Origin of the sequence: Nitrospira sp. (assembly GCA_016788885.1) — a bacterium.
Lineage (GTDB): Bacteria > Nitrospirota > Nitrospiria > Nitrospirales > Nitrospiraceae > Nitrospira_A.
Genome location: JAEURX010000025.1, coordinates 13,030 through 27,849, shown reverse-complemented (window position 1 = coordinate 27,849; position 14,820 = coordinate 13,030). Strand labels below are relative to the sequence as shown.

Genomic DNA, 14,820 nt, shown 5'->3' with positions numbered 1-14,820 from the left:
ATTTGGGTAACAGACTATGCCTCAATTTGAATCACACTTCTTCTCGTCGTTGATCTTCTGGGAGATTCTCTCCTTCGGGATCCTGTTTTTCCTGCTCTATAAGTATGCGTTCCCTAGCTTGTTGGGGATGCTCGAAGAGCGGGAGAAAAAGATCAAGGACAGTCTCGATCAGGCCGAACGGCATCGTTCAGAGGCCGAGCGCAAGCTCAAGGAATACGAAGCCAAGTTGGCCGCCTCTGCCAAAGAAGCAGAAGCCTTGCTGGCTCAGGCAAAAGAGCGCGCCCAGCGCTTGATGGAAGAAAATGAGCAGCGCATGACGGCGGATGCCGAGCGGATCAAGGGGGACGCGACTCGAGAGATCGAGGCCGAACGTCGCAAAGCCGTCCAAGACATACGCTCTCAGACGACTGACTTGGCGATGATGGTGGCTGAGAAGGTAGTCGGGCGTGCACTGACCGAAGGCGACCATCGCCGTCTTGCCGACGAAGCGCTGGATGCCCTCGCGAAGGCCTATCAAAACCGAAACTAGCCGAGAGTGCCGGGGGGGAGACTCACGCCCCCCTGGCGGTACCCTTCCAGATCCAGGGTGACGAAGCGATACCCTGCCTCTTTCAGAATTGCCACCAACCGTTCCCGCCGACCGCTCTCGAGGATTCTCGGCAACTCGTCCACAGCGAGCTCGATCCGCGCCACTTCATCGTAATCACGCACGCGACAATGGCGAAAGCCTTCTTGCATCAAGGCGGCTTCTGCGCGCTCGACACGCGAGAGTGTCGAGCGTGTGATGGTAATGCCGCGTGGCACGCGTGAGGAGAGGCAGGCAGCGGCGGGTTTGTCCCAATTCGACAGTCCCAGTGATCGTGCCGCCTCCCGGATGTCGGCCTTTGAGAGGCCGGCCTCCAGCAACGGGCTGCGGACTCCGTGCTCACGGGCAGCTTTCAGCCCGGGGCGATCATCTCCCAAATCGTCGACGTTGGTGCCATCCACAATACAGGTCGACCCGTACTCGCGTTGCAGTGAACCAAGGAGCGTATACAGGTCCGTCTTGCAGTGGTAGCAACGGGTGGCATCATTGCGGACGAAGTCGGGGATCTCCAGTTGGTCGGTTTCCACCACCCGGTGGCGTGCGCCGATTTCCGTCGCGAGTTGCCGCGTCAACGCGAGTTCCGATGCGGGAAGTGTGGGCGAGACGGCGGTCACGCCGAGGGCCTGCGAGCCCAGTTCTTCATGGGCCAGTTTCAGGACGAGCGAACTGTCGATGCCACCGGAGAAGGCAACGATCACTGAGCCCATCTCGTGGAGAATTTGCCGTGCTCGCAAGACCTTATCGGTCGTTGGACTTGTGGAAACCATGGAGATCCAGAGGGAGACGATTGTGTGCGAGTCGAAGGCTGCCGCTTACTGTTTGACCTTGGCCTTCGCAATCGACCCGACGACGACCAGGGCGTAGTGTTGCGGGTCGAGGTATTGTTTGGCCACACGGAGGACATCGTCCTTGGTGACCTTTTCGATAGCTTTAGGATAACTCGTAAAGTAGTCCAAGCCAAGGTTGTACAGCTCCACCTGGGCGAGGACGTTGGCCAACTTGGCGCTCGAATCGATGCGCAGCGGAAAGCTGCCGACGATGAAGGATTTCGCTTCGCCGAGCTCCTGATCCGTGACCGGGGTTTCGCGGATCGTCTTGATCTCCGCCAGCACACTCGTAATGGCCTGATTCGTGACGTCAGTCCGGGTCTGCAGGCTGATGAAGAACGCGCCGGGCATGACTCGCGAATCGAACTGGCTCATGATGCCGTAAGCCAGGCCTTGTTTGTCGCGAATAGAATCCATCAGGCGCGAGGAGAATCCGCCGGCGCCCAGAATATAGTTCATGACCGTGATCGCATAGTAGTCCGGGTTGATGCGACTGACGCCGGTATGACCGAGCACGATTGTGGATTGTGTCAGATCTTTCTCAATCAACTGGACCATCTTGCGGTCGAGTGGGGACGGCTTCTTGAGTTGGGCGAGCGAGGGCGTCCCTTTCTTCCATGAACCGAAATGCGTCTGCACGAGTGCCGATGCCTGCTCTTGGGTCAAGTCTCCGACCACGACAAGAATGGTCTGGTTGGGCACATATTCTCGGGCATGGAATTGCTGTACGTCGGCCACGGTGATTTTGTTCAGCGTGTCCTCGGTGCCATGCGCCGGCCAGCTGTAGGGGTGGCCGTGGAAAATCAACTGGTGAAATGCTTTCATCGCCACGTTGCCCGGATCGTCGTCATCACTGACGATTTCGCCGAGAATCTGTGTCCGCACACGCTCGAATTCCTGTTTGTGGAACGCCGGGTGTTGGAGTATGTCGGCTAGGAGTGTAAACCCGAGGTCCGCATCTTTCTTGAGCACGCGTGTCGAAGCGGTGGTGTAGTCTTCTGAGGCATGGGCCTCAAGCGACCCTCCTACGAAATCGATTTGTTCGGCGATTTGCCGGGAGGTCCGAGTGAGGGTGCCTTCATCCAACAGGCTTGCCGTAAGGTTCGCCAAGCCGGCTTTGTCCGGCGGATCCTGGGCCGATCCGACTTTGACCAGTGCATGTATCTCGACGGTTGGGAGAAAGTGCTGTTCCAGGAATAACACGGTCATGCCATTGGCGGTGACAGAACGCGTCGGCGTGATGTCCGCGGCCTGCACCCAGGCCGCAGGAAGACAGAGTGCGAAACAGAACAGGCCGGTCAGGACCCTGACGCTGGACCGGCTCCTGTGCTGACTGTTCGGCGAAACGGGACCTTGTCGTCGTGTCATCTGCAGTGGCTCACTAGTGGGAGGGTGGCGGTAACGCCGACTGGGTTTGCGGAGGGAGCGGAATCAGGGTCCCCGTCGTGCGCATGTCGGCCGTCAGATATTGCGAGGCCACCCGCTGGACATCTTGGGCAGTGACGGCCCTAGTTCGTTCGACAAACTGACTGACTTTTCGCCAACCGGCACCGATCGTTTCGGCTTCCCCTAACAACATGGCCTGCCGGAAGTTGGAATCCTGCTCAAAAATGTGGGCCGCCTCGATCTGATTTTTCGCCCGCTGTAGCTCGAGGTCAGTCGGGGGCTCTGCTTGGAGGCGCTGGATCTCTTTCGCAACGGCGTCCTCGACGGCTTCGACTTTTTCGCCGGGTTTTACGACGGCATAGAAGTAAAACAGCCCCGGATCGGCCTGCATCAACCCATAATCGGCTCCCACGGCCAAGGCCGTTTTTTGTTCGTAGACGAGGCTCTGATAGAGCCTGGCACTCTTGCCATGGGACAAAATCGATTCGAGGACGTTCAGCGCATAGGAGTCGTCACTGGTGTAGTTCGGGACCCGGTATCCCATCATGACAAAGGGGACCTGGGCCTCGCGCTTCAGGAGGAAGCGGCGCTCCCCCCGTTGCGGCCCCTCGGTGACAGTCAGTGTTTTCGGCGACGGACCTTTCGGAATTGGCTCGAAGAGTCGGGCGATGACCGGCAGCAACGCTTCCGCCTTGATATCGCCGACGACGACCAGCGTGGCATTGTTCGGCGAGTAATAGGTGTCATAGTGGCGTTGGAGATCATCGAGGTTCATGGCATCGAGGTCGGAAAACCATCCGATCACAGGCCAATGATAGGGATGACTCATGAAGGCTTGGGCGAAGAGGGCTTCGACCAGTGCGCCTTGAGGATCGTCTTCGTTCCGGAGACGACGCTCTTCCTTGACCACTTCCCGCTCGGTCTTAAATTCGTTGGCGTCGAGAATAAGTCCCTGCATCCGGTCCGCCTCGAGTTCGAGGGCCAAGGTCACGCGATCCGCCGCGAGATTTTCGAAATAGGCCGTGAAGTCCTGACTGGTAAACGCGTTGTCCATGCCGCCGTTCTTGCGCACCAGGCGCGAGAATGTGCCCTTGGGGTACTTCGCCGTGCCTTTGAACATCATATGTTCCAGCATGTGCGAGAGTCCGGCCCGGCCCATGACCTCATTCCGTGATCCCACCTTGTACCAGACCTGCACCGTGGCAACGGGCGCCTTCGGAACCTCGACGAGGATCACCTTCATGTCGTTGGACAGGGTGTATTCCTTGGGGTCGACGGCATGGCTGGATGAAGGCTGACCGAGCGAGAGGAGGAGACCAAGCAGCGAGCAGGCTAGAACCGAGCAGTGAGCGCGCGCCGAATTGGGGAGTGAACTCTGTTTAGTCATGTACGGGATTCATGCTAACAACGGGCTTGAATCTGTGTCAAGGCAACCGCTCCCTCGCCGGTCTCGAGTCGGCCGAGTTGGCCACAGGCGCCCAGGACGTCTCGGCCACGGCTTCGACGAAGGTAGACATCGAGACGGCCCCGGCGGAGGATGGCTTGAAACGCATCAATGGCGACATCAGATGGGCGCCGATACGCGCTGCCGGGGAAGGGGTTGAAGGCGATCAGGTTGACCTTACATCGAAGGTCTCGGAGAAGTTTGACGAGGCGGGTAGCATCTTCAGCCCGGTCATTGACCTCAGCGAGGAGCACATATTCGAAGGTCAGGCGATCGCGGTCCCCGAGCGGGTACGCGCGGCAGGCGGCGAGCAGGGCCTGAATCGAATGGAGCCGGTTCGCGGCCGGCATGATCTGTTGCCGCAGGTCGTCGGTCGTGGCGTTGAGCGAGATCGCGAGATTCACTTTCAGTGGCGCCACGTCTTTGATGCGTGAGGCGAGTCCTGCCGTCGAGATCGTGATGCGTCGGGCGGAGATGCCGAGCCCCCAGGTGTGATCGGTGAGGCATGTGACGGCGTCGGCCACGGCATCAAGATTCGCCAGAGGTTCCCCCATGCCCATGAAGACCAAGTTCGTTAGCCGCTCACGTGCTTGTAAATGGTCCTGGGCGAGCAGCACCTGATCCACGATCTCATGCGCGCGGAGATTGCGTCGGAGCCCCAGCGTCCCGGTCAGGCAGAATCCGCAATCCAAGGTGCAGCCGACCTGGGTGGAGAGGCAGAGGGTGAGCCGCTCCTCGTCCGGGATGAGGACACATTCGACTTGATTGCCGTCGGCCAGCGTCAGAACGAATTTTTTCGTGCCGTCTTGCGACGAAAAGATCTGAATGTGTGAGGTCCGTTCGATGGTGCAGTGGGCAGCGAGGTAGTCACGATCTTTCTGCGGAAGATTACTCATCGCGGCGAAGGTGCGAACGCGTTCCTGGTAGAGCCAGCGAAGAATTTGTGAAGCGCGGTAGGCCGGCCAGCCGAGCGAGGCGACATAGGCCGCCATGCCCGACTGCGTCAATGCAAGGAGGTTGGGGCGTGCGGGGCTGTGCTGAATCATGCTGGAGCCTAGCACAGGGAAAAAACTTGTGACAAGCAAGCTGAAGTTGGTCGCGTTTGTGCGGCAGTACGTTATAATGGTGCCGGCTCACCTGCTGTTCAGGACGGGATTGTGACCGCACTTCCTTGGCGGACCAGTTTGGCAACCCTCGCCGTGTGGCTTCTACTGTCGAGCCTGTTTCTGACGGCCACGGCCGAGTCGCCGCGTCCGCTCCCTGCGTCTCCTCCGCTGTGCGTCTCCGCTGAAGACTGCTTTCGTTCGGCCGTTGCGATCAATGAGCGTTCCGGTTCCCTTCCTCAGCGCGATCAGGCGCTGCTGCTGAAGGTCGAGCAACTGCGTTCGGTGATCGATCTGTTTCCCTCGACCATCTGGGCGAAACGGGCTGGGGTCGTGCTCGGGGTGTTGATGACCGAGCGAGACCCGGTCGAGGCTGCGAAGCTACTGCGTGCCGTACAAGCGGACCTGCCGATCATCGACGACTACCTCCGGCTGTGGATCGCAGAGGCGTTGGTAAAGCAAAACGAGCCGATTCAGGCTGCCGAGTTGTTGGAGATGATTCCCAAGCTCGTGCCGGACTCCAACCTCCTTGCCAAAGCCGCGTATCGCACGGGCGAGGCCTGGTACAGCGGAAATGTGTGTGCTCGTGCGGTCGAGTGGTTGGATCGAGCGGTGACCCTTGCGGATAAAGACGCGAGCGCTCCGGTGGCGCTGTGGCATCAGGCAGACTGTCACGTCAAGGAGAACCGGCCGTCGGAAGCCCGCACTGTTCTTAAGCAGCTCTGGCTCCGCTATCCCCAGTCCCCTGAGGCCAAAGAGGCGAAGGCGCGTTTGGATGCGTCGTTGGGTGGTGAGTCCTGGGCTCCGACCGCCGATGACCACGCCATCCGCGCGCAGGCGTTCCTTGGGCTCTCAATGCAGGCGGAGGCCGTCGAGGAGTTGCGTCGATTTCTGGCGATGGCTCCCGCTCATCCTCGCCGGTTCGATGCTCGACTGAAACTGGGCGTGGCCTATGTGCGGCTCAAGCAGTATGACCAGGCCCGTGAAGCCTTTCGCGGATTGGTCGCGGACCGGGTTCAGGAGTCCGCTGAGGCCTCGGTTTGGCTGGCCCGGGTCTATTTACGGCAGGGCCAGGGCGAGAAACTGATTGAGTTGGCCCGATCCGTGGCTCAGGGCTCCTTGGCCGGTGACCAGCGCGCAATGGTGCACCTGTTTGCCGGGGTGTGGCTGGAGGATCAAGGCCGGTTCGATGATGCGATCGCGATGTTCCATCAAGTGGCGAAACTGGGCGAGTCTCCAAGCCAGCGGGCAGAGGGGCTCTGGCGTGCCGGTTGGACGCAATATCGAACTGCCCGGTACCGGGAGGCAGCCGAGACGTTTCGTGCGGTGGTCGAGTTGCACGTCAATGGGTTCGAACCGCAGGCCATGTATTGGGCGGCGCGGGCCGATGAGCATAGCAAACATGCCGCCGTTGGGGAACAGTATGCTCGCGTGTGCCAGCGGCATGCCTACAGTTACTACTGTCAGCTGGCTTCTCGCCGCGTCTCGCTGCCGCCGGTCACGCCCTCGGTCTCGACGCTGGACCGTCCTGCGGGGGATGAGTCGGACCGGTTGCCGCAGAATCGGCGTCCTGAAATTGAAAAACATGCGTTCTATCAGCGGGGGATCGAACTGAAGGTGCTCGGCTTTGGTCAGGATGCGGCACGCGAATTAGGGGCGCTCACGGAGCAATACAGTCGGGATCAGGATGTCTTGTTGGCCTTTTCCACGATGCTCAGTGAGGTGGGAGCCTACCACCCGGCTCTCCGGGTGGCGAAGGTGCACTTCAAAGACAAATTGGAACGAAGCGGTCTCCCGACGGCGCCGGCGCTATGGACCGTGGCCTATCCCACCGGCCTGGTGCCGACCATTGCGGCGCAAGGTGTCACGGCAGTGGATCCTTACCTGGCCGCTGCGATTATCCGCGAGGAGAGTCAATATGACGAGAAGGCAGTCTCCGTGGTCGGAGCAGTGGGCTTGATGCAGTTGATGCCGGTGACGGCCAATGCCGTGGCTCAGCGGTATGGCTTTCCCACTGTCGGTCGGGAAGAATTGTTCGATCAGGAGACGAATATTCGCCTGGGGGTCCGCTACCTGGGGCAGTTGCTCGAGCAATACGGTGGGAACCTCGCCCATGCCGTGGCGGCATACAATGCCGGACCGATCGCCGTGAATAGTTGGATTGCCGTCCATCGGGGACGGGAGCAGGATGAGTTCGTGGAATTGATTCCTTACCAGGAGACGCGGCTCTATGTGAAGCGAGTGTTGCGCAGTTACGGAGAATATCGACGCCTCCACAACGGGACGTCGTAACGGGCGCCGTTTTCTTGACAAGGGGAGATGAACTTTCTATATTTCGCCCCCATTCAGCCAGCGCAGAACCACCACTTTGTGATGAGGACATAATCATGACTCTAGATCGTCTCGACGCCCTTGAACTTCGCATTCGTGACCTCGTGAAACTCGTGCAGGATCTCAAGCGGAAGAACACCTCGCTCGAAGACGAACTCCGTCTGGCACGCGAGCGGGTTGCTGTGCGCGATGACGAAAATCGTCGATGGGAACAGGAGCGTCTGGATATCCGGGCGCGGATCGAAAAGGTGCTCGGGGAAATTGATTTGTTGGAATGCCTGGATGAACCCAAGGAGGTGGCGTTTGACTAAAACCATCGACGTGGAGATCTACGGCCAACGGTACAGCGTCAATGGCGAGGCCGACGAGTCCTACGTGAAGCAATTGGCCGAGATGGTCGACAAACAGATGAAGCAGGTGGCGGCCGGGATGCGGTCGGCCACCCCGGCCAAGCTGGCCGTCCTTGCCGCATTCAATCTCGCGCATGAGTTGATGGAATCCGAACGGAGGTTTCGACAGGATGAAGCCGATGCCGATCGCCGCGTGGCATCCCTCATGGAGTCCATCGATCAGCAGATGCCGTCTATCCTGTCGCGGTGAGTTTCGCCTTGCTTTCATAGTAGTGCTTTGTTATCGTTTCCTGGTTGTTTCGACCTGAGGGTCAGCAAGTGCAGGAGAGGAAAGGAAGCTTCGGACAAGAGCGGAAATTCTGACGACGGTAGCTGAGCACTAAACATATGGAATCGCTGGTTTTTGTTCTGTTTGTGATTGTGGTCTTGTGTGTGTGGATGGGGCAAGTCTCTCAGCCACGCGTGTGCGTGCGTCGGGTGCGTCATCATTCGGTGTTGGCGAGTGACGGTCGGCAATTCAGCAACACCTCATGGCGGGCTCGAGACGCCGTACAATCGAATCTGTATGCCAAACGGCTCAGGTCTCTGCGCGCACGCGCAGACCGGTATGATGATTCAGGTCGAGGCCGACCACTCCTCCACTTGAATTAGCAGCGCGATTCCACTGGTCTGTTTAAGTCGGCTCAGGTCGTCAAGCCGTTCTCTTCTCTCGTCGACATTCCTTCTCGTGTCTCCGCTCCCCTCATCACACTGACCGCGATCAAATGCAGGGTGACAGCGTGCTGTCCCGCTGCTGTAAGGGAGGTGGTTCCCATTTCTCTCAGCGTTGTTGCGTACATCATTGTCGGATTGTTAGGGGCGGCGCTCGGTGCCGGCTTGTTTGAAGTGTTGCGCCGACGGTCGGCGCTTGCTCGCCGGGCAGAGGCGGAGGACCAATCGACGCAGGTGATTCAATCTGCTCAGCGTGAAGCAGAGAATCTCCTGAAAGAGGCCAAGTTAGAGGCCAAGGACCTCGTGTTTCAAGCGCGAATCGAATTGGAAAAGGAACAGAAGGCGAAACTTGCTGAGGTGTCCAACACGGAACGGCGGGTTGCCCAGCGGGAAGAGGGGCTGGATCGAAAACTGAGTCTGCTCGAGAAGCGCGAGCAGGATGCGCTGAAGCGCGAGCAGGAACTGCTCAAGCGGGAAGAGACCCTGACGCAGAAGGATGCTGCCTGTGCGCAGGCGCTCAAGCAGCATCGCGACGCGCTTGAGCGGGTTGCCGGTCTGACGGCCGACGAAGCCAAGCGGCAACTGATTCAGGAGATGGAGAGTCAGGCGCGGTTGGAAGCTGCAGGCCTGGCGAAGCGGTTGCTTGAAGAGGCAAAAGAGAATGCCGAACGGGAGGCGCGGGAGATCATCGCGTGCTCGATCCAGCGGGTGACGCGTGATTATGTGAATGAGGCCACGATCTCGGTCGTGCCCATCGCCAATGATGCCATGAAGGGTCGAATTATCGGTCGTGAGGGACGGAATATCCGAGCGATCGAAGCGGCCACCGGCATTGACCTCATTATCGATGAAACACCTGAGGCGGTCATTATTTCAGGGTTTGATCCCCTTCGTCGTGAGATCGCCAAAGTGTCGCTGGAGCGGCTCATGCACGACGGCCGAATCCATCCCACCCGCATCGAGGAAATTGTTGAGAAGGTGAAGACGGACATCGAGAAGCTGATGATCGAAGAGGCGGAGAAGGTTATCTTCGAGGTCGGCCTGTCCGATTTTCATCCGGAACTGGTCAAGGTGCTGGGGCGGCTCAAGTACCGAACCAGTTATGGACAGAACAATCTGTACCATGCTCGTGAAGCCGCTTACATTTGCGGGATCATGGCGTCGGAATTGAAACTGGACGTCAAGCTCGCGAAGCGGGGCGCCTTGCTGCACGATATCGGCAAAGCGGTCAGTCACGAGGAAGAAGGGCCGCATGCCATGCTGGGTGCGGAGATCGCGAAAAAATACGGCGAACATGCCAAGGTCGTGAACGCGATCGCGGCGCACCACGAGCAGGTGGAACCGATTTGTCCGGAGACGGTGCTTGTGGCGGCGGCGGAAGCGCTGTCGGCGGCGCGGCCGGGTGCTCGTCGTGAGGCCTTGGAGTCATACGTGAAACGCCTGGAGAAGCTGGAATCGCTGGCGACCGTTCACAAGGGCGTGCAGAAGGCGTATGCGATTCAAGCCGGGCGTGAGATTCGCGTCATCGTCAAGCAGGAGGATCTGACCGATCCGGAGTGTTTCCAGTTGTCTCGAGATTTGGCCAAGAAGATTGAGCAGGAGCTGACCTATCCTGGGCAAATCAAGGTGACCGTGATCCGCGAGAGTCGGTTCGTCGATTTTGCGAAATGAGTAACTGGACATGAAAGTATTAATGATCGGAGACATTATGGGCGAGCCGGGACGACGGTCCGTGGCTCGCCTCCTGCCGAAGCTGATTGCCGACCACGCGATCGATGTCGTGGTGGGCAACGGCGAAAACGTCGCTGGTGGGTTCGGCATCACGCCTGATCTCGTGGATGATCTGTTCGATCTCGGGGTCTCTGTGATTACCACTGGCAACCATGCCTGGGACAAGAAGGAGATTCTCGACGTGTTCCCCCGGGAGCCTCGTCTGTTGCGTCCGGCCAACTATCCGGCCGGAGTGCCTGGGCGGGGCAGTTATGTCTTCACGACGCCGGGCGGCGAATCGTTGGGCATTCTTCATCTGATGGGACGGGCGTTCATGCCCACCATCGATTGCCCTTTTCAGGTTGCGAAGCGCGAAGTGGAGCGACTGAAGACGCAGGTTTCCGCCATTGTGGTCGACATGCATGCCGAAGCGACGTCGGAAAAAATGGCTATGGGCCATTATTTGGACGGGCTGGTCACGGTTGTCGCGGGGACCCATACCCATGTGCAAACGGCGGACGAGCAGATCCTGCCGAAGGGAACGGCGTACATCACGGATATCGGCATGACAGGGCCGCTCCATTCGGTCATTGGGATCAAGAAGGAGCTGGCAATTGAAAAGTTTCTGACCGGCATGCCCCGCCGGTTTGAGGTGGCTTCAGGCCCGACGGTCTTCTGTGCGCTGCTTGTCGACCTCGACGCGACGCTGGGGAAGGCCGTGTCGGTTGAACGTATCCGAGTGATGGATTGATCTCTTCGCGCGCCGATTCTCATCGGCTCGGCACCGTATGACCGGGCACAATCTTTCGCTGCCACTCCTCCTGTCCGTGTCCGAGGTGACACGGCTCATTCGGGAATCGCTGGAAGACCAATTCCGTGAAGTCTGGGTCGAAGGCGAAATCTCCAATCTTCGTGCTCCCACATCAGGACACCTCTATTTCACGCTGAAAGATGCGCAGAGCCAGCTCCGTGGCGTGCTGTTCCGGTCCGGAGCCTCGCGGCTTCGGTTTGCGCTGCAGGAGGGAGTGTCCGTCGTGGCTCGGGGGCGCATTTCTGTGTATGAGCCTCGGGGGGAATATCAGCTGATCGTGGACGCCGTCGAACCGAAGGGGATCGGCGCCTTGCAGCTGGCGTTCGAGCAGCTCAGGGACCGGTTGTCGCATGAAGGGTTGTTCGACGAAGCCAGGAAGCGGCCCCTGCCGGAATTCCCCCGAACGGTCGGCGTGGTGACTTCGCTCACCGGGGCCGCGATCCGCGATATCGTGGCGGTGCTTCGTCGTCGCTGCCCGGTCGTCGATATTCTCCTCGCGCCCGTTCCGGTGCAGGGTGAGGGAGCCGGCGAGCGCATTGCGGCGGCGATTCATGCATTGAATGAGATGCCGCAGGTGGATGTCCTGATCGTCGGGCGTGGCGGAGGAGCGTCGGAGGACCTCTGGGCGTTCAACGAGGAAGCGGTGGTGCGTGCGATTGTGCAATCCAGGGTGCCGGTCGTTTCGGCCGTCGGGCACGAAATCGACGTCACGCTTGCGGATTTTGCGGCGGACCATCGAGCCCCGACTCCCTCCGCGGCGGCTGAGGCGGTTGTGCCCGTGCTGGCCGAAATTCTCGCACGATTCTCTGAGTTGGATGGTCGTCTGCGTCGTCTCCTGGACAATGCGATAAAGATTCAACGGCACCGTCTTGATCGGTCGATCGGCGGACTGGGCGAGATGCGCTTTCGGGTTCACGCGCAGGCCCAGCACCTGGACGATCTGCACGATCGCATGACTGGCAGCGTGACCGAGCGTCTCACCGCCTTGCAGCGCGATCTGGTGGAACATCGGCATGCGCTGCTCTCGAAGGGCCCGCACCATCGGATTCGAGCCGCACGTGTCTTGCTCCCGCAACTGTCCAAACGGTTGGAGCAGGAGGCGCGTCGGGGGATCTTTTCGCGGAGGCAATTGATGGCGGCGCGCGTTGCCGCGCTTGAGGCCCTGAGTCCGTTGGCGATCCTGAGTCGGGGATTTAGTATCCTACGAACGGTTCCTGAAGGGACCATGGTGCGAAGGGCATCCGATGTGATGGTCGGGCAGACGGTTCAGGCCAGACTTGCAGAGGGGCAACTGGTGTGTGTGGTGCGCGAGGTGCTGGGAGAGTCAGTGTCTTGACCCCACCACGTGTGCGGGCAATAATGCGCGATCGGGTGACTGAGCAAAGGGAGTGGTTGTGGCTGCAGTAAAATTTGAATATGCGATGGCGAGGTTGGAGACGATCGTTGCCGAACTGGAAAAAGGTGATCTGCCGCTCGATGATTCGTTGAAAATCTTTGAAGAGGGGATCCGATTATCGAAGACCTGCCTCAAGATGCTGGAAGATGCTGAGCGCAAGGTGGAGATCCTGGTGCAAGAAAAGGACGGAAAGAAACGGATTCAAGCCTTTTCGCCCGGTGAGGATGAGCCGGAACATCCGCAGTCGTAGCCTGATCAATGCGCAGGTTTCCCGTGACCTGCGTCCGCCATCGCCGAATGACCATCGTAGAATATGATTCAGAAAATCAGTCCAGAGCGAGAACGGCTCGATCGTGTGCTGGTCAATCGGGGATTGGTCGCCAGTCGTGAGGATGCGGCTCGCCTGATCCTGGCGGGTCTTGTCCGGGTTGACGGGGTGGTCGTCGATAAGGCGGCGAAGCTGACGTTGCCGGATGCGGCCGTCGAAGTGACCGGGCCTGCTTCTCCCTACGTGGGGCGAGGCGGTGAGAAGCTGGCGGGCGCGCTGGATGAGTTTCATGTGGATCCGAAGGAGCGGATCTGTTTTGACGTGGGCTGTTCCACGGGAGGCTTTACGGACTGCCTGCTGCAGCGGGGCGCCCGTCGTGTGTATGCCGTGGATGTGGGATACGGACAGTTCGAGTGGCGGCTCCGCCAGGACCCGCGGGTGGTGCTCATGGAGCGGACCAATATCCGCCATCTGCCCCCTGATGCGATTCCGGAACCGATCGACCTGATTGTCATCGACGTGTCATTCATTTCCCTGACGCTGGTCTTGCCCTGTGTTGTGCCCTATCTCACCTCCTCGGGCTCGATCATCACGCTGATCAAGCCGCAATTCGAAGTGGGAAAGGGACTCGTCGGTCGGGGAGGGATCGTGCGGGACGATGGGCTGCGGCAGGGGGCTGCGGACAAGGTCATTGCCTGTGCCGCGTCTTTGGGGTTGGATCTGGCTGGTCGTATGGAGTCGCCTATCGAGGGGCGAAAGGGAAATCGGGAGATTCTTGCCTGGTTTCGCCGCAAGGCCTGACCAGGGCCAAATGGATCAACGCCGGGTCGTGCCTCAACGGGAACGAGGAGGTCTCGCCACCTGTGCGGACGAAAATCCTTTGCGGAAGTTGGCAGAAGGTGTAGGCTGATCCTCAACCTGCAGGTTCGAGTGTTGAGCGCTCGGTTGATGAAGGAGAGCGAGGAGACGTATGAAAGTCTTGGTCACCGGTGGAGCAGGGTTTATCGGATCACACGTCGTCGATCGATTGCTTCAAGAAGGGCACGACGTGGTGGTGATTGATAACCTTGTGACGGGCAAGCGGAAAAACGTTCCGAAAGCTGCGCAATTCTATAAGCTGGAGATCGAAAACCCAAAGCTCGAGCGGGTGTTCCGGAATGAACGACCTTCCGTGGTTTTCCACCTGGCCGCACAGATGAATGTCCGGCGCTCGGTTGAGGATCCGATGTTCGACGCACAGGTCAATGTGCTGGGTACATTGAATGTGCTGGAGCAGGCCTCCAAACACGGCGCGCGTAAGGTCATCTTTTCATCATCGGGTGGCGCAATTTATGGTGAACAGCTGGCGTTCCCCGCTCCGGAAACCCACGTGACTCAACCGCTGTCTCCCTACGGGATCAGCAAGCTGTGCGGCGAGCATTATCTGTTCTATTATCAACGAATGAGCGGCATCCAGGTCGTCAGCTTGCGCTATGCGAATGTCTACGGGCCCAGGCAGGACCCGGAAGGCGAGGCAGGCGTTGTCGCTATTTTTATTCAGAAGATGCTGCGTGGTGAGCAAGCCGTGGTGAACGGCAACGGACGTCAGACTCGTGATTTCGTCTACGTCGAGGACGTGGTCGAGTCGAATCTCCTGGCGATGGGCCCCGACGTGGAAGGTGTGTACAACGTGGGAACCGGGATTGAGACCTCAATCAACGACCTTTTTCGCACGGTTGTCGACCTCACCAAGGTGGAGTTTCGCGAAGTGCACGGGCCGGCCAAGCGAGGTGAGCAGGCCCGGAGCGTGATCGATTCCACAAAACTCCATCGGAACTTGGGGTGGGAACCGAAGGTGGATTTGCGCGAAGGATTACGGCGAACCGTCGAGTTTTTTCGTGACGGACTCGGGTAGCGT

Annotated in this window: 14 protein-coding genes; 10 read left to right on the top strand and 4 right to left on the bottom strand. The window is 59.3% G+C overall.

Going from position 1 to position 14,820, the window contains the following annotated elements:
* The first annotated feature begins 16 nt into the window (after positions 1–16).
* Positions 17–529, top strand: a complete 513-nt coding sequence (gene atpF, locus JNL86_06645) for a F0F1 ATP synthase subunit B (GenBank protein MBL8042580.1) — start codon at positions 17–19, stop codon at positions 527–529.
* Here the strand turns inward: atpF and larE are convergent.
* Genes larE through rlmN form a run of 4 tightly spaced genes read right to left on the bottom strand, consistent with a single transcriptional unit; the run spans position 526 to position 5,289 of the window.
* The gene (larE, locus tag JNL86_06640) at positions 526–1,353 is read right to left on the bottom strand and encodes an ATP-dependent sacrificial sulfur transferase LarE (protein ID MBL8042579.1); all 828 of its coding nucleotides are present in this window, start codon (positions 1,351–1,353) and stop codon (positions 526–528) included. The genes atpF and larE overlap by 4 nt on opposite strands.
* 45 nt (positions 1,354–1,398) lie before the next feature.
* A complete protein-coding gene (locus JNL86_06635; GenBank protein MBL8042578.1) occupies positions 1,399–2,781 on the bottom strand; it encodes an insulinase family protein in 1,383 nt (460 codons plus the stop codon).
* A 13-nt stretch (positions 2,782–2,794) separates the two neighbouring features.
* Positions 2,795–4,186: an insulinase family protein gene (locus JNL86_06630; protein ID MBL8042577.1), complete on the bottom strand. Its 1,392-nt coding sequence runs from the start codon at positions 4,184–4,186 to the stop codon at positions 2,795–2,797.
* Positions 4,187–4,200: 14 nt separating this feature from the next.
* On the bottom strand, positions 4,201–5,289 hold the full coding sequence (gene rlmN / locus JNL86_06625) for a 23S rRNA (adenine(2503)-C(2))-methyltransferase RlmN (GenBank protein ID MBL8042576.1): 1,089 nt from the start codon (positions 5,287–5,289) through the stop codon (positions 4,201–4,203).
* 111 nt (positions 5,290–5,400) lie between these two features.
* Here rlmN and JNL86_06620 point away from each other — a divergent pair, with 111 nt between their 5' ends.
* The 9 genes from JNL86_06620 (at position 5,401) to JNL86_06580 (ending at position 14,817) form a co-directional block, all read left to right on the top strand.
* Complete coding sequence (locus tag JNL86_06620; protein ID MBL8042575.1) at positions 5,401–7,638, top strand: transglycosylase SLT domain-containing protein; 2,238 nt, start codon at positions 5,401–5,403, stop codon at positions 7,636–7,638.
* Between the two features lie 95 nt (positions 7,639–7,733).
* Positions 7,734–7,988, top strand: a complete 255-nt coding sequence (gene zapB / locus JNL86_06615; GenBank protein ID MBL8042574.1) for a cell division protein ZapB — start codon at positions 7,734–7,736, stop codon at positions 7,986–7,988.
* On the top strand, positions 7,981–8,277 hold the full coding sequence (locus tag JNL86_06610; GenBank protein ID MBL8042573.1) for a cell division protein ZapA: 297 nt from the start codon (positions 7,981–7,983) through the stop codon (positions 8,275–8,277). Before zapB ends, JNL86_06610 begins: the two co-directional genes overlap by 8 nt.
* A gap of 554 nt (positions 8,278–8,831) precedes the next feature.
* On the top strand, positions 8,832–10,409 hold the full coding sequence (gene rny / locus JNL86_06605) for a ribonuclease Y (GenBank protein ID MBL8042572.1): 1,578 nt from the start codon (positions 8,832–8,834) through the stop codon (positions 10,407–10,409).
* Between the two features lie 10 nt (positions 10,410–10,419).
* Complete coding sequence (locus JNL86_06600; protein MBL8042571.1) at positions 10,420–11,199, top strand: TIGR00282 family metallophosphoesterase; 780 nt, start codon at positions 10,420–10,422, stop codon at positions 11,197–11,199.
* Positions 11,200–11,236: 37 nt separating this feature from the next.
* Positions 11,237–12,595 carry an exodeoxyribonuclease VII large subunit gene (locus JNL86_06595; GenBank protein MBL8042570.1) on the top strand — a complete coding sequence of 453 codons (1,359 nt, stop codon included), beginning with the start codon at positions 11,237–11,239 and terminating at the stop codon, positions 12,593–12,595.
* Between the two features lie 58 nt (positions 12,596–12,653).
* The gene (gene xseB, locus JNL86_06590; protein MBL8042569.1) at positions 12,654–12,905 is read left to right on the top strand and encodes an exodeoxyribonuclease VII small subunit; all 252 of its coding nucleotides are present in this window, start codon (positions 12,654–12,656) and stop codon (positions 12,903–12,905) included.
* Positions 12,906–12,968: 63 nt separating this feature from the next.
* Positions 12,969–13,724, top strand: a complete 756-nt coding sequence (locus tag JNL86_06585) for a TlyA family RNA methyltransferase (protein MBL8042568.1) — start codon at positions 12,969–12,971, stop codon at positions 13,722–13,724.
* A gap of 169 nt (positions 13,725–13,893) precedes the next feature.
* Complete coding sequence (locus tag JNL86_06580; protein ID MBL8042567.1) at positions 13,894–14,817, top strand: GDP-mannose 4,6-dehydratase; 924 nt, start codon at positions 13,894–13,896, stop codon at positions 14,815–14,817.
* Positions 14,818–14,820: the final 3 nt, after the last annotated feature.